At 74.1% G+C, this 24,585-nt stretch carries 14 protein-coding genes; 6 read left to right on the forward strand and 8 right to left on the reverse strand.

Features of this window, described 5'->3' with window-relative positions:
- Positions 1-149: 149 nt before the first annotated feature.
- Together POF43_RS22485 and POF43_RS22490 are read right to left on the reverse strand one after the other, a co-directional pair.
- The gene (locus tag POF43_RS22485) at positions 150-1,442 is read right to left on the reverse strand and encodes a WD40 repeat domain-containing protein (RefSeq protein ID WP_271322523.1); all 1,293 of its coding nucleotides are present in this window, start codon (positions 1,440-1,442) and stop codon (positions 150-152) included.
- Between the two features lie 690 nt (positions 1,443-2,132).
- On the reverse strand, positions 2,133-3,659 hold the full coding sequence (locus POF43_RS22490) for an FAD-dependent oxidoreductase (RefSeq protein ID WP_282704715.1): 1,527 nt from the start codon (positions 3,657-3,659) through the stop codon (positions 2,133-2,135).
- A gap of 94 nt (positions 3,660-3,753) precedes the next feature.
- Between POF43_RS22490 and POF43_RS22495 the strand changes: the two genes are divergently transcribed.
- From POF43_RS22495 to POF43_RS22515, 4 genes are all read left to right on the forward strand, one after another.
- Positions 3,754-4,377, forward strand: coding sequence for a TetR/AcrR family transcriptional regulator (locus POF43_RS22495; protein ID WP_271322525.1), 624 nt, complete (start codon positions 3,754-3,756; stop codon positions 4,375-4,377).
- Positions 4,378-4,574: 197 nt separating this feature from the next.
- Positions 4,575-4,766 carry a hypothetical protein gene (locus POF43_RS22500; RefSeq protein ID WP_282704716.1) on the forward strand — a complete coding sequence of 64 codons (192 nt, stop codon included), beginning with the start codon at positions 4,575-4,577 and terminating at the stop codon, positions 4,764-4,766.
- Positions 4,767-5,326: 560 nt separating this feature from the next.
- On the forward strand, positions 5,327-6,304 hold the full coding sequence (locus POF43_RS22505; RefSeq protein ID WP_271322527.1) for a ferritin-like domain-containing protein: 978 nt from the start codon (positions 5,327-5,329) through the stop codon (positions 6,302-6,304).
- An 890-nt stretch (positions 6,305-7,194) separates the two neighbouring features.
- Complete coding sequence (locus tag POF43_RS22515; RefSeq protein ID WP_271322528.1) at positions 7,195-9,405, forward strand: SpoIIE family protein phosphatase; 2,211 nt, start codon at positions 7,195-7,197, stop codon at positions 9,403-9,405.
- Positions 9,406-9,745: 340 nt separating this feature from the next.
- Here the strand turns inward: POF43_RS22515 and POF43_RS22520 are convergent, their stop codons facing one another.
- Together POF43_RS22520 and POF43_RS22525 are read right to left on the reverse strand one after the other, a co-directional pair.
- Positions 9,746-16,165 carry an SDR family NAD(P)-dependent oxidoreductase gene (locus POF43_RS22520; RefSeq protein WP_271322433.1) on the reverse strand — a complete coding sequence of 2,140 codons (6,420 nt, stop codon included), beginning with the start codon at positions 16,163-16,165 and terminating at the stop codon, positions 9,746-9,748.
- A gap of 550 nt (positions 16,166-16,715) precedes the next feature.
- Positions 16,716-17,042: a hydrophobin family protein gene (locus POF43_RS22525; protein WP_271322432.1), complete on the reverse strand. Its 327-nt coding sequence runs from the start codon at positions 17,040-17,042 to the stop codon at positions 16,716-16,718.
- 256 nt (positions 17,043-17,298) lie between these two features.
- On the opposite strand from POF43_RS22525, the gene POF43_RS22530 reads away from it, so the two are divergent.
- Positions 17,299-18,285, forward strand: coding sequence for a phosphotransferase family protein (locus POF43_RS22530; protein ID WP_271322431.1), 987 nt, complete (start codon positions 17,299-17,301; stop codon positions 18,283-18,285).
- Positions 18,282-19,640, forward strand: coding sequence for an MATE family efflux transporter (locus tag POF43_RS22535; protein ID WP_271322430.1), 1,359 nt, complete (start codon positions 18,282-18,284; stop codon positions 19,638-19,640). The genes POF43_RS22530 and POF43_RS22535 overlap by 4 nt, the downstream gene beginning before the upstream one ends.
- Here the strand turns inward: POF43_RS22535 and POF43_RS22540 are convergent.
- The 4 genes from POF43_RS22540 to POF43_RS22555 form a co-directional block, all read right to left on the reverse strand.
- On the reverse strand, positions 19,621-20,241 hold the full coding sequence (locus tag POF43_RS22540; protein WP_271312286.1) for a TetR/AcrR family transcriptional regulator: 621 nt from the start codon (positions 20,239-20,241) through the stop codon (positions 19,621-19,623). The two genes, POF43_RS22535 and POF43_RS22540, sit on opposite strands and share 20 nt — an antisense overlap.
- Before the next feature lie 499 nt (positions 20,242-20,740).
- On the reverse strand, positions 20,741-21,868 hold the full coding sequence (locus POF43_RS22545; RefSeq protein ID WP_271322429.1) for a Rieske 2Fe-2S domain-containing protein: 1,128 nt from the start codon (positions 21,866-21,868) through the stop codon (positions 20,741-20,743).
- A gap of 29 nt (positions 21,869-21,897) precedes the next feature.
- A complete protein-coding gene (locus tag POF43_RS22550) occupies positions 21,898-22,950 on the reverse strand; it encodes a zinc-binding dehydrogenase (RefSeq protein WP_271312288.1) in 1,053 nt (350 codons plus the stop codon).
- Positions 22,947-24,584, reverse strand: coding sequence for a phytoene desaturase family protein (locus POF43_RS22555; protein WP_271322428.1), 1,638 nt, complete (start codon positions 24,582-24,584; stop codon positions 22,947-22,949). Before POF43_RS22555 ends, POF43_RS22550 begins: the two co-directional genes overlap by 4 nt.
- Between the last annotated feature and the right edge of the window lies 1 nt (position 24,585).

A 24,585-nucleotide genomic window follows, 5' to 3' on the forward strand; every position in this document is an offset into this window, starting at 1 on the left:
CGGTCCTGGTCCCGGGACCAGGACCGGGACCGGGTCAGGTGCTCGCGGCTCCGTCCGCACGCGGAGGCAGCGTCCCCGGCGCGGGAGCAGCGTTACCGGCGCGGAGGCGCGGGACACTCGGAGGTGAGCCGGCCGTCGCGCGGGCCCGGTCATCGCGGGCATACCGGTCCGCCCGGCAGGACGAGAGACCGGTGCAGGAGGGCGGGGTCGTCGGCCACGATCGCGCAGATCTCGCCGACCGCCGTGCCGGGGTCGGGCAGTGCGACGTTCCACAGCTGTATCGGGTCGTTGCCGTCCTTGGTCACCAGGGTGCGGCCGTCCGGGGCGAACTCCATCCACCGCACGTCGGCGCTGTCCACCAGGGCGGTCCGCAGATGCCCGGTGGCCACGTCCCACAGCCGCACTCCGGAGCCGGTGGTGGCGGTGGCCAGTGTGCCGCCGTCCGGGCTGAAGGCCGCGAGGTCGGTACTGCCGGTGACCGGGGCGGTGAGCGCCTCGTCGGTGTCGGTGTTCCACAGGGCGACACCGCCCTCGCCGGCCACCGCCAGGGTTCCGCCGGCCGGGGCGAACACCGCCGTGCGGACGGCCCCCACCCCGCCGAGGTCGTGCGATCGCCACCCGCTGGTATTCCACAACACCACCGCGTCGCCGACGTCGATCAGGGCCTGCCCGTCCGGGCTGAAGTGCAGTGATCCACCCTGCCCTTGCGGGTGGAGGACCCGCGGGTCCGGCGGGTTCAGGGAGGTGGTGTCCCACACCGACACCGGGCAGTCGCCCGGACCGCCGGCCGCCAGGAACGTCCCTTCGGGCGAGAAGACGACCGAGTCGACGGCGCACGGGGTCCGCAGGCTTTGCACCAGGTCGCCGTTGGAGGCGTCGAACACCTTGACGGAGTCGGACGCACCCGGACCCCGCAGCGCGACGGCCAGCAGGTCGTCGCCGCCGAACACCGGCACTCCCGCCTGCCCGCCGCTGGTGATGACGCGTATCGCCCGTCCGGTGTCCCGGTTCCACAGCTCCACCCGGGTGCTGCCGCCCGTGGTGCAGCGGACGGCGAGGGTGTGGCCCCGCGGCGCGAAGACCAGGGCCGACACCCGGCCGGTCGCGGTCAGGTCCCGCAGCCGACGGCTGTCGCGCACGTCCCACAGTCCGACGGTGGGACCGTCGGCCGTGGCCAGGGTCCGTCCGTCCGGGGCGAACGCCATGGGCGCCGCCGGCGGCAGAACCCGCACGGCCCGGTGCCACCGCTGCTCCCAGTCCGCGGGGCTGCCGCCGCAGGCCGCGGCGTAGGCGAGCAGGACCGGCAGGCTCGGCAGCCGCTCCCCGCCCGCCGCCTGCGACAGGGTGCTGGCGGCGTAACCGGATTCCCGGGCCATCCGCTGGTAGGTGGGGCTGCCCGCCGTGACCCGCAACTCGCGCAGCTCCTGGGCCAGCCGCCGCACCGGCCCGTCATCGGGGCCAGGGGTTTCTCCGGACGTCCTGCCATGGGGGCGGCCCCTTTCTCTCGACTTCTCCCGTCGCGCGGCTCGTCCCCCGACGGCGGCCGACCACCCGTCGGAAACGGACTCCCACCCGCGGCCGCCACGGTCCGGGGTCGCGCCGACCCCGTCATGGTCCGGGGCCACGACAGCGGTACGGCGCACCAGTCTCGCGGCGCGGGCGGCGGAGGACGGCCGGCGGGATCGACATTCGGCCGCGGGGGATCGCGAAGGCGGTCGGGCGGCGGGGGCGTCGGTTCCGGGGCGCCGCATCCCGCCGGGGACCGGTGCCTGGCCGCCCCCTGCCGTCTCGCGGACGCGGTGGTGGCTGGCCCGGCCGGCGCCGGAAGAGCGCACGGGCGAAGGCAGCGGTGGGGTCCGGTGCGGTCAGGGCCGCGTCGGAGAAACGCACAGCGGCCCGGGCAACGCCGGGGGAACGCACGGGCGAAGGCACCGGAGGCCCACCGGACGCCCCCGGAGGCTCACCGGACGACGCCGGCCCGCGGCACCGGCGGGGTTGGCGCGAAGCGGCCGACGTCACCGTTCCCGACCGACCGCGAGCGCGAACGTTGGAGCCCCGCCCCGGATGCGATCAGGACGATCCCAGCAGTACGTCCCGGCGCCCACTCATCGGCCGAGGACCGGCTGGTCGGGTCAGCCGATCGCGGCGAGGTGGTCCGTCACCGCCCGGGCGTCGCCGGCGTCGGAGATCAGCCCGATGTGGCCGTCGGGGCGGATCAGCACGAGGGTGCGGTCGGACGCGTGGTAGGCGGTCGCGAGGTGGCCTGCGGTGTCGGCGATCTCGTCGGGCCCGGTCGGCCGCTCGACGACGTGGAGGGTCCTCAGGGCGGGCCGGAGCGGGTCGGCCGCGTTCACGGGCCCGAACGCCAGCAGGGTGAACCGTCCGCCGCGGGTCAGCTCGAACAGGCGGCGTTCACCGTCGATCGTGGCCAGCTTCGTCGCGTCCGGGGCGCGGTCGCCGGCCCGGAGCGCCGCCGCGTCGTCACGGTCGTCGCGCGCCAGGGCGGAGCCGCGGTATCCCACGTCGAGCTGGATCGTGCTCGCGTCGCGGCGGGTGGGGATGGCGTTGTCCTCGAGCGCCTGTCTGAGGCGTGTGTTGGAGAGTTCGAGGACGTGGGCCGCGACCGGTCGGCGCTCGGCTTCGTAGCTGTCGAGCAGGTCGGGTGAAGCACCGTCGTGCGCGACCGCGGCGAGTTTCCACCCGAGGTTGTGCGCGTCCTGGATGCCGGTGTTCATGCCCTGCCCGCCGGCTGGCGAGTGGATGTGCGCCGCGTCGCCGGCGAGGAAGACGTTTCCGTCGCGGTAGCGGTCGGCGAGACGGATGTTGGCACGCCACAGCGACGACCACTGCGGTTCGTGGAGGCGGATGTCGGTGCGGCCGGTGCGCCGCTCCAGGATCGCCCGCAGGTGCGTGAGGCCAAGCCCGGGGTGCTCACCGGGTGCGATGCCGGCCGCGTACTGGAACAGGTCGGTCGACGGCAGCGGGCAGAGGCTGAGGATGCCCTCGTGATGCTGCCATGCGTGCCAGCGGTCGCGGTCGAGGCCGTCGACCGCGAGGTCGGCGATGATCATACGGACCTCGTCGCGCGTCTCGCCGGTGAACGGGATTCCGGCCTGTTTGCGGACGGTGCTGTGGCCGCCGTCGCAGCCGACCAGCCACCGTGCCGTGACGGTCTCGGCCTCGCCGCCCGCGACGACCTGCGCGGTCACGCCGTCCTCCGACTGTTCGAAGCCGGCCAGAGCCGTACCGAACTCGACCGCGCCGCCGAACTCCGCCAACCGCGACCGGAGCGCTTCCTCGACCCGCCATTCGGGCGTGATCAGGCTCGCCGCCCACGGGATGTCGGGACGGTTCGCCAGCTCCTCGGGTACGGCGCCGCCCCGCGTGACCCGTCCGTCGGGCGCGGTCGAGTGCATGGGCATCGCCAGCCAGCCGTTGGCGAGCACGCGGTCGACGATCCCGAGGTCGTCGAACACTTCGAGGGAGCGCGGCTGGACGCCCTTGCCGCGCGAACCCGGCTGCGGGCCGGCAGCCGCCTCGATCAGCCGGAAGGAGACGCCACGACGGGCGAACTCGCAGGCCAGCGTCAGGCCGGTCGGGCCGGCGCCCACGATCAGGACGGTCGGGCCGTTCCGCGCCTGCGGACTCGTCGTCGTCATGCCGGGCATCGCGTCTCCACTACAAGAAAGGAATGACTGTCTTCGACAGTACGTGGAGTTGCGGAAGAAAGGCAAGTCTTTCTATCGTCGGACGGTGACCACCAAGGTGTCCGAGCCGGCGCGGCGTCGCCGGCACGGCGAGCAACTCGAGTCCGCGATCCTCGCCGCCGGCTGGGAGGAGCTGATCGACGCCGGGTACGCCCGTCTGACCATGGCCTCCATCGCGGCGCGGGCCCGCACGAGCGAGCCGGTGCTGTACCGCCGCTGGGCGAACAAGGACCAGCTCGTGCTCGCCGCGCTCGATCGCCACCGGGACGCCCACCCGGTCGCCGTGCCCGACACCGGCACCCTGCGCGGCGACCTGCTCGCGGGGCTGACGGCCGTGAGCGAGGCCCTCGCCGGCTTCTTCGCCATCGCCGCGGGCGCCGCGTTCTCGGGGCTGCTGGCCGACACCGGGATGAGCCCCGCGCAGATCCGCGAGCAGGTCATGGGCGACCAACTGCTCCCGCAGCGACGGCCCGTCTACCAGCGCGCGCACGCCCGGGGCGAGATTGATCTCGAACGCGTTCCGCCGACCGTGCTCGCCATGCCGTTCGACCTGGTCCGCCACGATCTGCTGATGGACCTCAAGCCACTGGCCCCCGAACGCATCCGGTCGATCGTCGACGACCTCTTCCTGCCCCTCGCCGGGCTCGGCGGTCCGCACAGGCGGTCGTGAATGGTCGGGTGAGTCCGCGGGCGGCGGGCGATGACGGGCAGAATCTCGCGCCTTCGCGGTTCACGGGTGGTTGGTGTGGGGGTGGTGGCCGTTGTCGCCGAACAGGGCGCCGGGTCGTCTGCGCGGGGTGGCCACGGCGGCCGGCAACGGCCGGGATGCCGTCGATCGGGGCCGGAGTCCGGGTGATGTCGTTGAGGGTGGCCGCGGTTGAGGGTGACCTTGAGCGGGGTGCCGCGTCCGTCGCGCAGGTGGTGTTCGCCCCCGTCTTCCTGGCGGCCGACCGGTGGCGGGCCGGACCGTCCGGCAAGTCCTCCGCCTGCTCGCCGACGTCCCACGTCGTGCGGTTCGGGAGCGACAAGTCGAGCACCGGAGCCTCGGCGTCGTGGTGACCCAGGCGAGGGTAGAGGCGTGAGGCGGCGCCCGGCGGGAGCGCCGGGCTCAGCCGAAATCGCCGATTTGTGCCCTGCTTCCTCCCTGGTGGCCGACCAGCACACCACCCACCCCGGCTCGTTCCACCGGTCCACCCGATGACGGTGACCATGCCCACCAGCGCCTGGGCAACCCCACCGTGGGCCGGCACCGGCACGGCGTCGGCATGCTCCTCACCGGAGTGGCCTCGGCCGTCCCCCTGGTTGAGCCGAACCGGTGATGGTCGCGCGACGCGTCCCCTGCCGCCGGGAAACAGCGGTGGTCGCTGCTAGCTTCGCTGGCCCGAGGGGGCCGAAACGCCTGCGGGCCAGGGCGCGGCCCACCGGGACAAGCGGAGGCGTCAGTGACAGGTACGACAGGCGATCGGGACCAGCCCGTGGTTTCTCCGTTCAACCGCAGGAATTTCCTTGCGTCGGCCGCAGCGGTGACGACCGTGTCGGTCGGGGCGGCAAGGCCTGCCCCGGCCGCGCGGGCGTGCGAGCCGCCGGACGGCTTGGCCGGTGGTTCCGTGGCGCGCATAATGGCCGTTCCCTCAGCCGGACGGGACGTCGGGTGGCTGCGTCAGGCCCTTCAGATCGCCGTGGAACTCGAACTCGCCACCCTGCCGCCGTATTTGTGCGGCTGGTGGTCGATCAGGGATCGCGGCTGCGAGGCCGCGCGGCTGATCCGGCGGATCATCGGCGACGAGATGTACCACCTGGGTACGGTCTGCAATCTGCTGGTGGCCGTCGGTGGGCGGCCGCGGATCAGCGCGGCCGCCCTGGCCTACCCCGGCCCGCTGCCCGGCGGCGTACGCGCCGGGGTGAACGTCTATTTGTCGGGCCTGACCAGGGACCTCGTGCACGACGTGATGATGGCGATCGAGGCACCCGACGACGCGCCCGGGCAGGATGTGAGGACCTCGCCGAGCATCGGCGACTTCTACAGTGCCCTCCAGCAGGCGTTCCGCGAGGCGGCGCCGGACCTGTCGCTGCACGGGCAGTTGTCCGCGCACATCGGCTCCGACGTGCTGAAGCCGGTCGACAACCTCGACGGCGCCGAACGCTCCCTCGAAATCATCAAGGAGCAGGGCGAGGGCACTACCGCTTCCCCCGACGTGTCCTTCGACAACGACCGCCCGGCGCACTACTACGCCTTCGCCGAGATCTACCACGGTCGGCGACTGCGCGAGGTCGGCGGGGTCTGGCGATACACCGGCGCGCCGGTTCCCTTTCCCGACGCCCGGCCCATGGCCAGGCTCCCGGCCGGCGGCTGGCCCCACCCCTCCCCGCGGGTCGGACGGCTCCTCGATCGCTTCGACGCCACCTACCGCGACATGCTCAGCGCCCTCGACCGGGCCTGGGACGGCGACGGGAACCCCCGCGTCCTGCACGCGGCCATCCACGCCATGCACGGCCTGGAACTCCCGGCCGTCGAGCTGATGGAGTCCGCAAGGCCGGATGCCCCGGGCAACTACGGCCCCCAGTTCCGTCCGCCCTTCGCTACCTGCCCCTCCTGACGGCGGGCCGGCGTCGCCGTCGGCGGTCGCCGGCGTCGACTGGGCCGGGTTGTTCGACGCGACGGTCGCGACCGGGCGGGCGGCCGTGCCGGTGAAGCTGCCCTCGCCGGTCTTCGGCACCGCCGGACAGCCCACCCCGGACGGCTTGGTCGGCCGGCATCACCTGTGACGGGGGCGCGGTCGGGGTGGAAGCCGTCGGCGGTCCCGACGCGGGCGGAAGCGTCGCCCTACGCGTCCGCGTCGGACCGGCGGGCGGACGCGGTGACCACCGGGGGCGCGGTAGCGGCCATGGTGAGCGTGACGCGCCTCGTCCGGCGGTTGTCGCGGGAGACCTTCACGGCGTCAGCACCGGGCACCTTCGCGCATCGGTGAGGTCACCGTTCCGTCGGGGCACGGGCGCCGCCGGAAGGGTACGGGCTTCCGGCGCTGGCGGGCTGGCACGGCCGGTGCGGGCGAGTGGCCCGTTCGCGGCCGGCGCCGAGCGCTCCCGCCGTGATCGTCGAACGCGCCACCGTCCGCCACAGCTGTCCGCTCCGAGGCACCCGGAGGCGGGACATCCGTTCACGCCGTCCTTGCCCGGTGGGACGCCGACGGCCCCCGGTCGTGCGCCCATCGCCTGGTCCGCGCCAGTGCGGAACCCCGGCAGCGCGTCGTCCCGCCCGAACCGTTCCTCCCTGGCGACGAGGGCGGGCCCGCTGGACCGGGCGGGCTCTGTCGGCCGGGGTCGCCGGCCGGGAACTGCGTGCTTCGAAGACCCGGTGCGGAGTCCTTACCATGGGTGTGTCCCCGCGCGGACGACGGTCGAGGACGCGTTCATCCCGGCGGTGATCATGAGACGCATGATCTGGGCACCGGGTCCCCGGCCCGCGCGGCGAAGAAGGGGTAGCGCGATGACGACGGACTCAGTGGAACAGATGGTGTTCGCCCCGCCGGCGATCGGCGACGACCGGGCCGCCGAGAGCGACGAGGAACGGGACCTGCGGGCGCTGTTCGGGCAGTCCGTGGCCGTGTTCGCCTCGCTGGCCGGACCGGATCATGTGCTGGAGAGCGCCAACAGCGCGTTCTTCTCGGCCATCGGTGGCGGGGAGCAGTCCCGTACCGGCGTGCCGCTGGAACAGTTGATACCGGAGCTGGCCGGGCAGGGGTTCCTCGCGCCGCTGGACCAGGTGTTCCGCAGCGGCGAGCGCCACGTCGGCCGCGACGCCCGCATGCGGCTCGGCGCCGGGCCGACGGCCCGGGAGGCGATCTTCGACTTCGCCTGCGAACCGCGCACCGACAGGGCCGGCAACGTCATCGGGGTGCGGGTCATCGGTGTGGAGACCACCCAGGTCAAGCACGCCCAGTGGCTCATGGCCGAACACCGGGCCCTGCTGGAGCAGATCGCCCGGCAGGCGCCGCTGGAGCAGGTGCTCGACGGGATGGCCCGCACCATCGAGGAACTCGCCCCCGAGGAAGTCCTTGTCTCCGTCCTGCTCGCCGACCCCGACGGCAAGCACCTGCGCCATGGAGCGGCCCCGAGCCTGCCCGACTTCTACAACCGGGCCATCGACGGCATCACCGCAGGCGAGGGTGTCGGCTCCTGCGGCACCGCCGCCCACCGCCGGCAGGCGGTGGTCGTGACCGACATCGCCACCGACCCGTACTGGGACGACTTCCGCGACCTGGCCGACCGGGCCCGGCTCGCGGCCTGCTGGTCCACCCCGATCCTGGCCCGGGACGGCTCGCTGCTGGGCACGTTCGCGATGTACCACCGCACCCCCCGCGCACCCCAGGAGGCCGACCGTGCCCTGGCCCGGCTCTTCGCCGACACCGCCGCCCTCGCCATCGAACGCCACCAGGCCGAACAGGCCCGGCTCGCCGCCGAAGCCAGGGAGAAGGCGGCCCGCGACGACCTCGCCTTCCTGCTGAACACCAGCGCCGTCCTCACCAGCGACCTGGACCACGTGCAGACGTTGCAGCGCCTGGCCGATGCCTGCGTCCCCACCCTCGCCCCGCTGTGCGCGGTCGACATCGTCGAAGGCGGCCGTCTCCGCCGCGTCGCCGCTGCCGCTCCCACGCCCGGCCAGCAGCGACTGCTCGCCTCCCACGCGTGCGCCCACGAGTCGGTCCCCCGGGTCCTGGCCGACGGCATCACCGAGATGGCGCAGCACGCTCCCGCCGGCCCCGGCCCGTGGAACGAGCTGAACGTCACCGGCTACCTCACCGTGCCCCTCACGGACCGGGGTCGCGTTTTCGGCACGTTGACCCTGCTCAGTACCGGCGGGGGCGTGCTCGGCGAACGCACCCCCGCGCTGGCCGGGGAACTCGCCCGCCGCACCGCGTCCGCCGCGCTCAACGCCCGTCAGTACACCCAGCGTGTCGCCCTCGCCCACGACTTGCAGGCGGGGCTGCTGCTGTCGCGGACCCCCGCGGTGCCCGGCACGGAGATCGCCACCTTCTACCACCCGGCCGGCGAAGGGCTCGATGTCGGCGGCGACTTCTACGACGTCTTCCCCCTCAAGGACGGGCGCTGGGCCTTCCTCCTCGGCGACGTCTGCGGACGCGGAGCCATCGCCGCCACCACCACCGCCCTGGTCCGCCACACCGCCCGCGCGGTGGCCCCGCTGCTCCCCGGCCCGGACGCCGTCGTCCAGGCGATCAACACCGCGCTCCTCGACCGCCCCGACAACCATGGCACCGGCTTCGTCACCCTCGTCCACGGCCACCTCACCCCCGGCGCCGACGGCCTCGACATCGAGCTCGTGCGGGCCGGGCACAACCTCCCCCTGCGCATCGCGGACGGCATCGCCCGCCCGGTGGAGAGCACCGGCTCCCTGCTGGGCGTCTCCCACGACCCGGACGTGGCCGTCCGGCGACTGCACCTGGCACCGGGCGAGAGCCTGCTGCTCTACACCGACGGCATCACCGAGGCCCGCGACCACGACGGCGAGCAGTTCGGCGAGGAACGGCTGTCCGAAGCCCTGGCCCTGCGCCGGCCCACCGCGGCCGAAGTCATCGAGACCCTCACCGCGGCCGTCCGTGCCTTCACCGGCCCCGGCGTCGTCGACGACGACCAGGCCGCCCTCGTCCTCACCGCCACGCCGGCCGCCACCGGCGAGTGACCGCTGCGCGATCCGGCGCCCGGAGCGTCGGAGCACCGCATCCGTCAGGGCCGCGGAGCAATCCGCAGGGCGAGCAGGGCACGGGGAAGGCGTCACGCAGGGGACCGGGGCGCAGGGGCTCGGGGCAGCAACCCTGTTGCGGGAAGGGGCGAGGTCGGCCGCGGGGAGGCGCGCTGCCGCAGGCGGCCCCCCTGCGGAGAGACCAGCACGAACGCCCCCGGCCCTGCACCTGCCGAGCCGCTGCCCTGCCATGTGCGCCGGCATCCCGGTTCCCCTGCCGTGTGCGCCGGCACCACGTTCCCCTGCCCGGCGCGGCCTCGCATCGTTGACCGGCTCGTGGTCAGCCTTCCACGTCGATGGAGTCCGACAGCGGTCGCCAGGCGGCGATCTCCGCGAACTCCCGTGCCGCGGCGGCCAGGGCGAGGGCGGTGGCGGCGCGGCCCAGCGGGAGCCGCAGCGGGGGGTCGGGCAGGTCGGCGACGTGGAGGATCGCCCGGGCCGCCTTCAGCGGGTCGCCGGGCGGCGGTACCCGCGCCGCCCGGAATCCGAGTACCGGCCCGATGACGGGCCGGTAGGGTTCGCTCGGCTCGATCACCTCCGGCGAGGTCGTGTCCCATGCGGTGCGCAGCCCGCCGGGTTCGACGACGGTGACCCGCACGCCGAAGGGGCGCATCTCGTTCGCCAGGGCGGCGGAGAATCCCGCCACGCCGTACGCGGCGGCGTGGAGGGCGGCCAGGCCGACGCCCGCTGTGGTGCGGCCGGCGATGCCGGTGATCTGGATGACGTGCCCGTGCCGCTGCCCACGCAGGACGGGCAGGGCGGCCCGGGTGACGTTGACGACGCCGGTCAGGGTGGTGTCGAGCTGGGCGGCGAACCGGTCCGGCGGGGTGTCCTCGACGGCGCCGAGCAATCGGTGGCCGGCGTTGTTGACGACGACGTCCAGCCGTCCGAAGCGCCGTACGGCCGTGTCCACGGCGGCGCGGGCGGCGTCGGCGTCGGTGACGTCGAGCGGCAGGACGAGCAGGCGGCCGGCCGGTTCGGGCGGCAGGCCGTCGGCCAGGTCGTCCAGGGCGCGCGGGTCGCGGGCGGTGGCCGCGACGAGGTCGCCGCGGTCGAGCGCGGTCTCCACGAGGCGGCGGCCGAGCCCGCGCGAGGCGCCGGTGACGAACCAGACCTTGGGCGGCCCGCTCCGCTGCCCGCCGAGCCGGACCGCTGAGGGTATGACGGGTATGACGGACGTCGCGGGGACGACGGCCTGCGGGAAGTCCAGCGTGCGGTGCGGGTCGTAGGCGGCCTTGACGCGTTGCAGGCGCGGGTGGTTGGCGCCGTAGTAGGCCCGCTCCCAGTCGGCGAGGCCGGGGTCGGTGTCGTTGACGTACGCGCCGGTGCCGAGGTGCTGCTGGAGGACGGCGTGGGTGCCGCGCAGCCACAGCGTGCGGGCCTCGGCGGTGCCGGACGGGGTGTTCGGCGGCCAGGTGGCGAAGTACTGGAGCACGGCGAGCGCCCGGCGGTGCGGGAAGGCGGTGGCGTCCGCCGCCAGGTCGTCCGCGGCGCCGCCGAGGGCGTCGAGGTAGACGCCGCCGCTCCCGCCGAGGCGGTGCAGCGCGGCGACGCCGTCACCCAGCGCGCCGATCGCCGCGTCCGTCATGGGCTCGCGGACGATGTGCGACCCACCGGCCCACCCGAACCGGTCCTCGGCGCCGGCCGGGCGGCCGGGGCGTGCCCCCGGTACGGCCGGTCCGCCCGGCGGGGACCAGCCCTCGCCGGAACCGCCGGCGGCCAGCGGGTTGTGCGTCACCGTCGCGGCCTCGGCGTAGCCGCAGGGAACGACGAAGGTGGTGGCGGGCGGGCGGCCCACCGCGTCGGCCAGCTCCCGCAGCACGCCGCGCAGCCGCTCGGTCCCGCCGATCCAGGTGCCGAGCACGACCGGCCGCGCGAGCCCGTCCCCGTCGAGCAGGAGCCGCACGTCGCAGCAGACCTGCCGGGGCGTCGCCGGATCGGCCAGCCACAGCTGCCAGCCGCGCAGCACGTCGGGCGTGTCCTGGGGCCGCCAGGCGAGCCGGAAGCGCGCGAACGGTGTGCCGCCGATGGGGACGGGGGTGAAGTCCAGCGAGGTGACGACGCCGAAGTTCCCTCCGCCGCCGCCCCGCAGGGCCCAGAACAGTTCGCCGTCCGGGTCGCCCGGCGCGCCGGTGACGTGGCGGACGGCGCCGTCGGGGGTGACGATCGTGGCGCCCGTCATCCGGTCGCAGGTCAGGCCCCAGGCACGGGTGAACGCGGACTTGCCGCCGCCGAGCGCGAGCCCGGCCACCCCGACCGTGCCCCAGCGGCCCAGCGGCAGGGCGAGGCCGTGCCGTTCGAGCTCCCGCGCGGCGGTCCCGCTGCTCACCCCGGCCCCGATCCGCACCCGGTCGGCGGTGACGCGTACGCCGTCCAGCTCCCGTACGTCGATGACGAGTCCGGGCGAGGTCGAGTAGCCGGCGTAGCTGTGGCCGCCCGAGCGGATGGCCACCGGTGTCCCGGTCGCGGCGGCGAACGCCAGGCACGCGGCGGCGTCCTCCTCGTCCGCGATCCGGGCGACGGCCTGCGGAACGACGGTGTCGTAGTGGCTGTTGCGCGGCAGCCGGGCCGGGCCGAACGCGGGGTCGCCGGGGCGCAGCAGTGGCCCCCGCAACCGGGCGGCGAGTGCGGTGTACGGGTCGTCGGGGGCCGGTGGCCGAATGGCGGGGGCAGCCGGCGCGGTCGGCCCGGCGGGTTCCGGGGTGATGGACTGCGGGAACGTGAACAGACCGCCGGGGTCGGCCTGTGCCTTGACCCGGCGCAGGCGGGGGAGGTTGGCGCCGTGGTAGGCCACGGCCCAGTCGGCGAGTTCGGGGTCCATGCCGTTGACGTAGCCGCCGGTGCCCAGGTACGGGTGCATCGCCGCGTGGGTCTCGCGCAGCCAGCGCAGCCGGCGTTCGGTGTGCTGTGGTGGGGTGGAGGCGTGCCAGTAGGAGTGGTACTGGACGACGCCCACGGCCGTGCGGTGCGGGAAGGCGGTCGCGTCCGGCGCGACGTCCGCGACGGCGCCGCCGAGGCAGTCGATGAGCAGCCCGCTCGCGCCGGTGATCCCGGTCATCGCCGGCAACCGTTCGACTGCGGCCGTCAGGACGTTCGCCGCTTCCGCCGTCATGGGTTCGCGGACGATCTGCGACTTCGCGGCGAAGGCGACGCGCGGTCCGGTCGTCCCGCCGCCCCAGCGTTCCGGTTCGGCGGCCGCCTGGACGTACGTGCACCGCTGCACGAACCGGCCGGTGTCCGGCCGGCCCACGGTGCGCGCCAACCCGTCGAGCAGCGGGGCGAGTTCGCCCGGGGTGCCGATGAACGTCCCGGTGACGACCGGGTCGCAGGGGCCGCCGCCGTCGCTCAGCAGCTCGACGGCGGTGCGCAGTTCGCGCGGTGTCGCCTCGTCGGCGTTCCACTCGCTCCAGCCGCGCAGCAGTGCCGGGAGGTCGCGGTGGGGCCAGGCCATGGCGAACGTGGTGAACGCCAGGTCCTTGATGTCGAGCGTGGCGAACTCCAGGGCTGTGACGACACCGAAGTTGCCGCCTCCGCCGCCGAGCATCGCCCAGAACAGGTCGGCATCCGCACCGGTCGAACGCCGGCCGATCTCGCGCACGGTTCCGTCGGCGGTGACGATCTCCACGCCCGTCAGCCGGTCGGCCGCCAGTCCCCACGCGCGGGTGAACGCGCTGAGTCCGCCGCCGAGCGTCGCGCCGGACACGCCGATGGACGGGCAGCGGCCGAGCGGCAGCCCGGCCCCGGCGGCGGCCAGCACGGTGTGCGCCCGCAGGCCCATCGTCCCGGCGCCGATCCGCGCCCGGCCTCCGTCGGCCGCCACCGCGTTGAGCTCCGCGAGGTGGACGACGAGCCCCGGGCCGGTGGAGTACCCGGCGTAGCTGTGGCCCCCGGAACGGACGGTGAGCGGCACGCCCTGCTCGCGCGCGAACGCCAGACAGGCCGCCACGTCCGCCGTGTCGGCCGGGTAGGCCACCGCCTGCGGCCGGGCGGCGTCGAACCGCTGGTTCACCGGCAGCCGCCCGTGCTCGTAGCCCGCGTCACCGGGCCGCAGCAGCCGTCCCCGCAGGGTCGTCTCCAGGGCCGCCCAGTTCGCGGTGCCGTGCGCGGTACGTCGTGTGTGGTGCCGGGTGGCCGCGGCTTCGGCGGCCCGCAGCGCGGTCAGGGCGTGGACGTTCGCCAGAACGGGGAAGTCGAACGGCAGCGGACGCGGGCCGACCTGGTCGGGCACGGAGGTGAAGCCGCCGTCGGCCTGCTGCCGGGCCAGCAGGTGGTCGACCGCGCGGCGCACGGTGTCGTGGGCACCGGCGCGGACGAGGACCGGCACGGCCTGCGCGGTGGACAGCACGTCGCTGTCGTCGCCGGGCCGCTGTCCCCAGCCGCCGTCCGGGTTCTGCGTATCGGCGAGGCGGCCGACGGCGCGGTCGACCGCCGTGTCCAGGGCGGCGGTCGACGGCATGAGGTCACGCGCCGCGTGCAGGGCGTCGAGGACGCGGGCCATCCCGCTGGACTCGCTCACCGTCCAGCTGCGCTCGAACGTCCCGTCGGGCCGCTGCGCGTCCAGCAGCAGGCCGACCGAACGGCGCAGCAGATCTGCCGGGCCCGGGCGCGCGGCACGGTCCGGCGCCAGCGCGATGACCGCGCCGGCCGTCATGTCCACGTCCGGCGCTTCGCCGCGTACCCAGGTGGGGAAGCCGCCGTCGGTACCGGCCATGCGCGTCAGATAGCCCGCGCCGCGTCGCACCTGTGCCGCGTACCGCACCGGGTCGGCCGCCCGCAGGAACTCCACGCACCGGGTGGCGGTGTCCACGTCGGTCTGCGCGATGCCCGAGGCGAACGGCCAGCCGCCGTCGTCCGCTTGCCAGGCGGTCACGAACCGCGCCATCCGGCCGGTGAGGTGCCGCAGCCGCCGGTCGGCGAGGAACGCCAGGCCGGCGACCGCCGACAGCCATACGTCCTGGCTGTCGAGGAACGGCACCCCGCCGTCCGCATTGCGCGCCAGCGACATCCGCAACAGCCCGTCGGCCACCACCGGCTCGCGCGGCCGGAACGTGCGCACGGCGTGCAGCCCCAGCAGGTGCGTGGCGGCGCTGCCCTCCCACAGCACCCGGTCACGGCCGGTGCGCAGCAGGGCGATCAGCCGGTCCCGCTCGGCGGATGCCACGGCGTGCGGCCGGCCCGACGCGTGGGCCCGCACGACGCGGACGGCCAGGAGGTTGACGTCGGTGAACGTGGTGATCCGGTCGGGCGCCACCGCGTCCGGCACCGGCGTACCGGACAGCGGCGCCCCGCACAGCAGATGCAGGACCGTCTCCAGCATGACGGCTTTGAACTGCCCCCGGCCGGCCGTCCCGGAGTCGAGACCGGGCGACAGTTCCCGTACCGCCCGGCCCGCGTGCGGCGCGGTGGCCCGCGGGTCCAGGCAGGCGTCGATCAGCAGGGCGTCGGCGGCGTCCGCGTCCGGGCGCCGGGCGGTGAGGTAGCGGGTGAGTCCGTCGCGTTCGGCCTCGTGGCCGCCACTCGCCCGTAACAGCGCGAGCAGCAGCGCCGACTCCAGCACTCGGCTGCCGCAGCGGTCCGGCACCGCGCCGCCCGCCGCCACGGCCGGCGCCAGCCGCCGCGCGGTCCGGTCGGCCGCCGACCGTATCCGCTCCCCGGGCGCGGCGGCGGCACGCGGGACGGCGAGGGTGGTCAACGACGGTACGAACGGCGGGAGTTCGGGCGCTTCCGCGGCGGTCGCGGCGGGCCGGTTGCGGCGGGTCTCCGCCTGCCAGGCGAGCGCGCCGTCACGGAACGCGCGGATCGCCGCCGCGCGCCCGGCATCCGCACCGGACGGCAACGCTGCCTGCGCGGCGTCGAAAACGTCCATCCGGCCGGCGATCATCGTCCGGACGCGGGCCGCCGCCTCGTACGGGTCGCAGTCCTCCTCCGCCGCCACCACGGACAGCAGGGTGTGCCGGCCCTCACCCGCCTCGCGGCCCCCCGACGCCAGATCGTTGGCCCAGGCCACGATGTCGGCCGTCGCGTCACGCAGCACGGCGAGTTCCGGTGCCGCGCCGGGCCGGCGGCGTTCCAGCACGTCGAGCAGCGGCAGCACGGTGATGGTGTGCCGCCGCATCTCCAGGTACTCCGCTCGCCCGGGCACCCGGCCGTCGGCGCGCAGCTGCGCCTCCTGGCGGGTCGCGGCGGCGAACCGCGCGTACCGGGCGGCGAACCGCTCCTGCCACGCCGGCCCGTCGGCGGCGGCCTCGGCGGTCCGCCGCCACAGGTCCGTCAGCGCCCGCACGGCCGGCCCGCTCCGGTCCGCCGCGGCGAACGGCGGGTGGTCGTCGGGCAGTCCGGGTCGCAGCGGCACGGCCGGCGGGAACGCCGGGCGGCCCGGTGCCGGGTCCGCGGGCCGGCCGGTCAGGACCGCGAGCAGGTCGCGGGTCACCTCCCGCACCCGCTCGGGGCTCCCGCCCTCCTCACCTTCCGCGTCGAACCCGTCGTCGACGGCGGCGATGAACGCGCCCCACTGTGCCAGCAGCGCCAGCTCCGCGCGGTCGGCGAGCGGAGCGACCAGCCCCGCCATGCGCCCGTGCCCGGCCGTCGCGAGACGCCGCCTCTCCCGCGCGCCCGGGACCAGCCCGGCCCGCGCGGCCCAGCGGCGAGCCGCGCGCTCCGCCTCGACCCACTCCGCGGCGCACCCCGGCTGCCGGTCCATCGCCCGTCCCCCTCGGTCCCCGTCTCCCCGCTTCCCCGGCGTCCGGACACGGCGGGCGGCACCGGAGCGGCGACGCTCCCCAGCGGTCCGCCTGGAGGTTAGCGCCGCACCGCTTCCACGGGCCCGTCGCGCCTCATGAGTCACCCGATCGAGTGAAGGCACGGCATGGAGGCGGCCGGCGGCGAGGCGGAGGGGCTGCTCCGCGGGGTCCGGTGACGGGAGCGCCACGGCACCGGGATGACCAGCGCCCCGGGCCGTTCTCGACGTCGACGGCCGGGGCCGCGTCTTCCGCGCAACGGCAGCGGCGCCCGGCCGCCGGCAGCGCACCCCGCGTCCTGCTGGCGTTGACCGACACCTGGGGTCCCCGCGTCACCCTCACCGCCCCGGTCATCCCATCGGGTCCGACAGGCATGGCGGCGGCACCCTGAGCGGCACCTTTATGGCGGCACCCCACGTCACGGGGAACGTGGTCGGCGCCCTTCGCGGACGTTCGCCCAGCAGACGTTCGCCCAGGAGCAGGTGCGGCCGTTCGGAAGCGGGTACGGCCGGGTCAGGAGCGGGTGCGGCCGTTGGGGAGGTAGCCGATCGCCAGCAGTCCCGAGAAGTTCCTCTCGGCGCAGAAGTTCACCTGGGGTGCGCCGTCGGGCGCGGGCGAGCAGGTGAGGCCTGCCGGGGTGTTCGCGCCCTCCAGGGCGATCCCCAGCAGCCCGGCCAGAGGGGCGACGCCTGGGTCCCCGGTGGTGGTCACCTTCTCGCAGTGGAGCGGTTCGCCGCCGGCGGCACGGGCGGGGGAAGCGGCGACGGTGGCGATGCCGAGCCCGAGGAGGGCGACAGCGGTCGGGCCGGCGAGCAGGCGGGCGATGCTCCGCTTCGTCATGGGGCTTCCTCCTGACGCAGTGGTCCGGGTCGGGCAAAGGTGTTCCGCCCGGCCACTGACCCTTGCTCCCGCGCCCCGAAGTCGATGCCCCCGGACCAGAGCGGGTGCGTCAGGAACGCGCCGGTCCCCTGGTGGAGAATTTCTAACACATGGTAAGTATTTCGTGGACGCCTACCGCGGGGCCGCACGGCCGGCCCGGCATCGGGGGTCCCGCACCCGCGACGTCACCGACACGCCAACGACGAAGGGAACGAGCGTGGAGAGCATCACCAAGAACAGGCAGTCTCCCGATGTGCTGCGGGCCATGATCGAGCGTGCCTACGGAGCCGGGCAGGTCCCGGCCGGGGACGGATGGGCGAGCGAGCTGGGGCACGGCTGGTTCAACGTCGCCTACCGCATCCGCCTGCGCGACGGCGCCGAGGTCGTCCTGAAGATCGCCCCGCCGCCCGGTGTCGAGGTGATGACCTACGAGCACGGCGCCATGTCGATCGAACTGACCACGTTGGACCTGCTGAGGACACGGACCGCCGTTCCCGTCCCCGCCGTCGACTTCGCCGACCGGAGCCGCGAGCTGTGCGACGCCGACTACTTCTTCATGCCGTACATCGACGCCGACAACCTCGGCATCGTCGCCGAGTCGCTTCCCGCGGCCGAGCGCGACGCTTTGGCGGAGCAACTGGGCGCGGTCAACCGGGAGATCAACTCCGTCCGCGGTGAGCACTTCGGCCCGCTGGCCGGGCCCGGCCACGCCACCTGGCGGCAGGCGTTCACCACGATGATCGAGAACGTACTTCTCGACGGCGAGCGCCGCGGCGTCGACATCGGCTGGGAATACGACACCGTGCGCACGGTGGTGGCCGCACACGCCGACAGCCTCGACGAGGTCACCGAACCCCGCCTGGTGGAGTGGGATCTGTGGGCCAGCAACGTCATGGTCCGCGACGGCAGGATCGTCTGCGTCATCGACCACGAACGCGCCTTCTACGGCGACCCCTTGATCGAGGCCGGCTTCACCGGCACCCAACTGCCCGCCTTCGGCGACCCGGCACCCTTCATGCGCGGCTACGGTCACGGCGAGCTGACCGGAACCGAGCAGACACGCCGCCGCCTGTACTGCCTCCACCTGCTGCTGATCATGGTCATCGAAACCGTGTACCGCGGGCACACCGACACCGACCAGTACGACCGGGCCCGCCCCCGCCTCGACGACTCCATGGCTCTGCTCGGCCGCGTTCGCCGGTGACCGCCGCACAGGCGCCGGCCGTCACGGACCACACGACCCGGCTCGCCACCGTCCCGGTGGGCCGGCTGCTGTGGCGTGCCTGCACCCAGACCACCGCCGCGGTCGGGGTGTACGGCGTCTACGCCCTCACCAACGCCTGGTTCGTCGGCCGCGGCGTGGGCGACACCGCCGTGGCCGCGGTCAACCTGGTCGCCCCGGTCCTGCTGCTCCTCGGCGCGGTGTCCACCACCGTCGGCGCGGGCGGCGCCTCCCTGGTCTCCCGCGCCCTGGGCACAGGGGACCACCGGGCCGCCGCCCGCGCGGCCGGCAACTCCTTCGTCCTGTTCTGGGCCTGCGCCGCAGCCACCACCGTGCTCGGTCTGGCCTTCCTCGACCCGCTGCTCCCCCTGCTCGGCGCCACCGGCGAGCTGGGCACGACCGCCCGCCCCTACGCCGTGGTGCTGCTGTGCGGGGCCCTGGTATCCACCGGGTTCTCCAGCCTGGTGCGGGCCGAAGGCCGCATGGGCTTCTCAACCCTGCTGTGGCTCGTGCCCGTCGCGGTACAGATCTCCCTGGACCCGCTGCTCATCTTCGGATGCGACATGGGTGTCCGCGGCGCCGCGCTCGGCACCGTCGGCGGCCAGGGCGTGTCCGCGGCGATGAGCCTGTGGTTCTTCTTCGGCCAGTCACGCCGCCCCTACCGCATCCGCCCACGGGACCTGCTGCCCCACGGCCCGACACTGCGAGCACTGCTGGGCGTCGGCCTGCCCTCGTTCCTGGCCGGCACCGGCGTCACACTCCTGGCCGTTCTCGTCAACGCCACCCTCGCGGCCACCGGGTCGGCCGCCGCGCTCACCGCCTACGCCGTCTGCGCCCGCCTGCAGACCTTCGTGATGATGCCGCACACCGGCATCAGCCAGGGACTTCAGCCCATCGTCGGCTACAACACCGGCCGCGGCCTGACCGGCCGTGCGCTCAAGGCCCGCAACTACTCCCTCGTCGCCTCCGTGCTGTACGGCCTGATCACCGCCGCCGCCCTCGCCGCGCTGGCCAGACCGCTGGCCGGCCTGTTCCTGAACGATGCCGACACCATCACCGCCGCCGGACAGGCACTGCCGGTCATCGCGATCGGACTCGCCGTCGCCGGAATCGGCCCCCTGGCAGCGGCATATTCCCAGTCGCTGGGCCGCCCGGCACCCGCGTACGTCATCTCCATCGGTACCCTGCTCCTGATCAAGGTTCCCCTGATCGCCGTGCTCGGCCGACTGGGTACCACGGGTGTCTGGACCGCTCTGGCCGTCGGCGAAGTGGGCACCGCGACCGTCGCCCTCCTGGTGCTGCGACGCCTGAACGCAGCTACGCCGACGGCTCCTTGAGGAGCTGCTCCAGGTGGGAACGCAGCACCCCGGCCATGTCGACCTCGTCCGGGCTGGTCAGCCACTGCACCTGCAACCCGTCCATCAGCGCCACGAACCCGGCCGCCGCCACCCGCGGATCGACGCCGTCCCGCAACGCCCCCTGCTCCGCCAGCTCCCGCAACGCACGGTGCACATACTCCCGCGTGGTCCGGTAGTGATCCGTGAAGTACTGATGCGCGGGATGGTCCTCGGAGAACGCCTCCGCCGCGAGACGCGCGTACAACTCCACCATCCCCGGATGCCGGGCATTGTGATCGGCCAGGTCGACCAGATGCCGCACCGCCGCCGTGGGGGAATACTCCTTCGGTCCGAGTCGCGCGGTGTCGTCCTCGTCGCGGCGCTCCAGCACCGCCGCCAACAGCGCTTCACGGCTGGGGAAGTAGTAGTGGAGGCCCACGTGGCTGATGCCGGCACGCTTGGCGATCTCCCGCAGCGAGGCGCCGTGATAGCCCACGTCCGCGTACACCTCGGCAGCCGTCGTCACGATCTGCTCACGGCGCGCCCGCCCCTTCGCGTACCCCCGCGAAGACGCAGGCACCTCCAGTTCCGCATCAGACATGTCTCCATCATCGCAGCGGCGGCGATCGCAACGCCGTGCACCAGGTGCCTCAGCGCGCCACCGGTCGACGTGATCCGCCGCCCTCGGCACATCCGCCCACACCACCGTCTTCGCCTACGGCACCTTCGCCGCGACGCCGGCCACGGGTCGGCTGCCGGCCGGCCGCCTCTCCGCACGGTTCGGCTCACGGCGATGCCACGCGACTGCGCGGCCGTGGGCATCTGCCGCGGGTACGGCGGGACGGCGGTGAGTACGCGCCTGTTTTCCCCGCTGCCGGGGCCCGGCTCCTCCGTCCTGCTCACCGACGGACACCTGGGCATCGGCGGCACCCCGGACCGGCTGCTGCGGCGCCGCCGGCGGACCACCGCACCGCACGGGCGCGGTGGGCCCGGCCTCTTCCCCCTTCGGCAGATGCGCCGCAGCTCGTCCGCCGAAGGCACCGTTGCCGATGAGCGGGGCGACCACCGCACCGCTGGAAGCCGGGCCCGCGTACAGCCGTTCACCGCAACGGCGTCTCGGCGCGATCGCCTTCCTCCTTCGCCTCGACATCGGCGTCCCCGGTTCGGGCCGGGCCGATGCGGGGCGCGGCCGGGCCGGCCTGCGGGGACGAGTAGAACCGCCGGGCCCAGTGCCGGTACGGGCCGATGGGGCCGTCGCCCTGGACGAGCCGGGGCGGGGACTGGTAGCGCTTGGTGTCCCAGATCGGGAAGTCCGCGGCGAGGAACGCGTGGCCCGCGTGGAGCGTCGGCCCGCTCAGCAGGCGCGCCGCGATCCGGCTCAGCCATCGGGCCGACGGGCCCGGCAGCCAGCCCGGTTCGGACAGGGCGATCCGGCTGACATGCCGCAGCTGGAGGCGGTTCGGCGTGATCATCGTGGGGCACAGGAGGGTGCAGGTGCGAAGGCCCAGCCGGGGGATGGCGGTGCAGATGTGCAGCCGGCTGAGGCCGCAGGCTTCCACCTCCACCTCCAAAGTGGTTTCGCCGAGCAGCGGGAACCGTTCGGCGTGCCGCATCGACACCTGGAAGGTCCGCTCCCTGAAGACGAGCGGCGTGGACACCTCGAACGCGCCCCAGCCGTGCAGTTCGGAGAAGTGCCCGAGGTCCACGACGTTCTCGATCACGTCCTGGCTGTGGCCCGACATCTCCCAGGTGACGGTGCGAGGAGGCGTGTCCCCGAGCGCGTGCCAGGCCGGAGGCTCCCACAGCGGCGGCCGGCCGCCCTGATGCCGCCACACCAGGACCATGTCGTTGGCCTCCCGGACGTGCACTCGCGTGAGGGCGGCCGACCGGGGCGGCGTGCCGTAGGCCGTCCGGACGCAGGAGCCGTCCGGGCCGAAGGCGAAGCGGTGGAAGGCGCAGACCAGGTCGTCGCCCTCCAGCCCGGCCAGGCCCAGGTGGGCTCCCAGGTGCGGGCAGTACGGGCGGACGGCCCGGACGCCGCCGTCGCGGAGCCGGTACAGCACCACGTCCTCGCCCTGGAGCGGCCGGGTGAGCACCGTGCCCGCTGTCAGCTCGGCGGCGAAGGCCACCGCGAACCACCCGTCGGGGTACGGCAGTTCCGGTGGCCGCTGGTCGGCCGGGGTCGGGCCTTCGGTGATCCGGCGCGCGTACCGGCGGCTCGGCCGCATCCTCGCCTCCGCGGGCGCGGTGCGCCGCTTCACAGCTCCACCAGCACCTTGCCGCGGGAGCCGGCCCGGTCGGTGTACAGGCTGCGGTAGGCGGCGGGGATGCCGTCGAAGCCGCTGTGCACGGTCTGCCGGTAGGCGATCTCGCCCCGGCGGATCGCACCGCCGAGGTCGGCGTGCAGGGCCGCCCAGTTGTCCTCGGTGAACCACTCGGGGGCGAAGATGCCGCGGATGGTGGTGCGGGGGAACATGATGTGGTTCAGCAGGCGGGGGCCGTACCACTCCTGGCCCACCTGGCTGGACCACTGCCAGCTGACGGCGACCCGGCTGCCGACGTTGAGCATGCCGAAGACGGTGTCGGTGAAGTCGCCGCCGAGGTTGTCGAAGTACGTGTCGACCCCGTCCGGTGCCGCCTTGGCCAGCATCTCGCGCACGGCGTCCGGATCGTCGCCGTGCCGGTACTCCAGCACCTCGTCGAAGCCGAGCTGCGCCAGGTGGGCAGCCTTCTCCGGGGTACCGGTGGTGCCGACCACCCGTGCTCCGGCCCGCTTGGCCAACTGGCCGACCAGCGAGCCGACCTGCCCGGAGGCTCCGCTGACGACCACCGTGTCGCCGGGACGGACGGTGAGGAACTTCGTCATGGTGCCCCAGGCGGTCATGCCGGAGCCGCCGAGGACGCCGAGGGCCGTGGACAGCGGCAGCACGTCGTCGTAGTCGGCCGGGTCGAGCCGGCGGTACGCCGGGAAGACCATGGGGAACGTTCCGGTCCACGTCTGCGGCGCGCCGGTGCTGACGAGGTGGCTGCGCCAGCCGCCGAAGCCCTGGACCAGGTCGCCCACGGCGAACCTGGCACGCGGGCCGGCCTCGACGACCTCCATCACCGAGTCGGCGCCCATGTGGTCGCCGAGCGGTGTGTCGAGTGCGATGCCGTGCAGGTACGGGTCGACGGAGACGTAGCGGGTGCGCAGCAGCATCTCGTCGTCGGCGAGGTCGACGGCGACCTCCTCGGTCACCTTGCGGTACATCCGTTCGACGTCCGGCACGCCGTCGAGGTGCTCGTGGACGACCCATGTGTCGATCTTCACGGGGTGTCTCCTTCAAGGATCTGGGTGGGGGGTGGTGCGGTGTCGTCCAGGGGGGCGCTGAAGGGCCGGCCGTCGTCGCGGCAGACGTACTGCATGACGTGCCGGCCGGCCGCCGCCGCCCGGATGAGGCCGCCCGTGGTGGCCCAGACACCGGAGAGGTAGAAGTCCGACAGCCCGGGCAGGCCGGGCCCGTGCTTGCGGATCTGCGCCTCCACGGCCTCGCCGCTGTCGAGGAACGGTTGCCAGCCCAGGACGGTGCCGTCGTGGTTGCCGGTGTAGCGAACCTGGGTGAGCGGGGTGGAGACGTCCCGTACGGCGACGGCCCGCCCGATGCCCGGGTGATGCTGTTCGAGCAGTTCCACCACGGTGTCCCGGACACGGCGCTTGGCCTGCTGGTACGCGCGCCCGCGCCCGACCGCGAGGGTGTGCGTCTCGACGCCGCGGCGCGACCGGCTGGACTGCTCGGGACCGTTGCTGAGTTCGCGCCACGGGGCGATGTCGCAGAAGTAGCTCGCGTAGACCACCGCGGTTCCGGGGGGCGACAGTTCGGGGTAGTGGCGGCTGCGGAACTGCACGTGCAGGCTCGGGTGGCGGATGCCGGTCAGCCGGGCGGCCTGGTCGCCGGTGAGCAGGTACGTGGTGCACGGGTCGCCCTGCGGGAAGGGGCGGCGCAGGCCGAGGAAGACGGTGACGTAGCCGGGGAAGACCATCTGCGGATCGTTGACGGTGTCGGTGTAGAGCCGGCGGTAGCCCTCGTCGAGGTAGCGGCCCTTGAGCAGGTCCATGACGGTGCTGCGGCCGTCGCAGGCGGACACCACGATGTCCGAGCGCCGTTCGCTGCCGTCGCTGAGCCGTACGCCCACCGCGTGGTCGTCCTCGACCAGGATCTCCACGACCTTGGCGTTGCAGACCAGTTCGCCGCCCAGCCGCCGGTACCGCTGCTCGACGGAACGCGCCAGGCCGAGCGATCCGCCTTCCGGCACCCCGGCCGACCGGTTGGCGTGGCTGGCCAGTTGGAACCAGAACGGCAGCAGCGGGAAGCTGGGGTGCTTCTCGAACAGGATGTGGTTGAACGCGTCGCGCAGCAGCGGCTCCTTGAACCGCGCGGAGAAGTCCGTCATCAGCACGGACATCGCGCGGCGCATCAGGTTGGCGTGCGGCAGGAAGCCGGCGAGCATCCGCAGGCGTTCCAGGCGGCCCATCATCGGTACCGGTTTGAGGAACGGGTACTTCGCCAGGCAGGTGCGGAAGGCGCGCAGGCCGGCGCAGAACTCGCCGATCAACGGGGCGTCCGCCGGGGACAGTTCCAGCAGGTGGGCCTGGAGCCGGTCGGGGTCGGAGTAGAAGCGCACCGCGCGGCCGTCAAGGCCCCGGAAGGTGTTGAACGCCTCGAACGTGCGGACCTGCTTGCCCTGGAGCGCGCCGAGTTCGAGCCAGATTTGGTGCATCTCGTTGCCGGGGCCGGAGCCGAGCAGCCAGCTGACGCAGCTGTCGAAGGTGAACTCGCCGCGGTCCCAGGCGGTGCAGCAGCCGCCCGGGAGTTCGTGCATCTCCAGCACCGTGCTGCGGTAGCCGTTCAGCTGCGCGTAGCAGCCGGTGGACAGGCCGCCGAGGCCGCCCCCGATGATGATCATG

Source organism: Streptantibioticus silvisoli, from assembly GCF_027947535.2.
Classification (GTDB): Bacteria; Actinomycetota; Actinomycetes; order Streptomycetales; family Streptomycetaceae; genus Streptantibioticus_C; species Streptantibioticus_C silvisoli.

Bases quoted from the DNA above. Each gene is read 5' to 3' on its own strand.
- POF43_RS22490 (WP_282704715.1), bottom strand. From the start codon at position 3,659: ATGACGACGACGAGTCCGCAGGCGCGGAACGGCCCGACCGTCCTGATC.
- POF43_RS22505 (WP_271322527.1), top strand. From the start codon at position 5,327: ATGGCCGTTCCCTCAGCCGGACGGGACGTCGGGTGGCTGCGTCAGGCC.
- POF43_RS22515 (WP_271322528.1), top strand. From the start codon at position 7,195: ATGACGACGGACTCAGTGGAACAGATGGTGTTCGCCCCGCCGGCGATC.
- POF43_RS22520 (WP_271322433.1), bottom strand. From the start codon at position 16,165: ATGGACCGGCAGCCGGGGTGCGCCGCGGAGTGGGTCGAGGCGGAGCGC.
- POF43_RS22525 (WP_271322432.1), bottom strand. From the start codon at position 17,042: ATGACGAAGCGGAGCATCGCCCGCCTGCTCGCCGGCCCGACCGCTGTC.
- POF43_RS22540 (WP_271312286.1), bottom strand. From the start codon at position 20,241: ATGTCTGATGCGGAACTGGAGGTGCCTGCGTCTTCGCGGGGGTACGCG.
- POF43_RS22545 (WP_271322429.1), bottom strand. From the start codon at position 21,868: ATGCGGCCGAGCCGCCGGTACGCGCGCCGGATCACCGAAGGCCCGACC.
- POF43_RS22555 (WP_271322428.1), bottom strand. From the start codon at position 24,584: ATGATCATCATCGGGGGCGGCCTCGGCGGCCTGTCCACCGGCTGCTAC.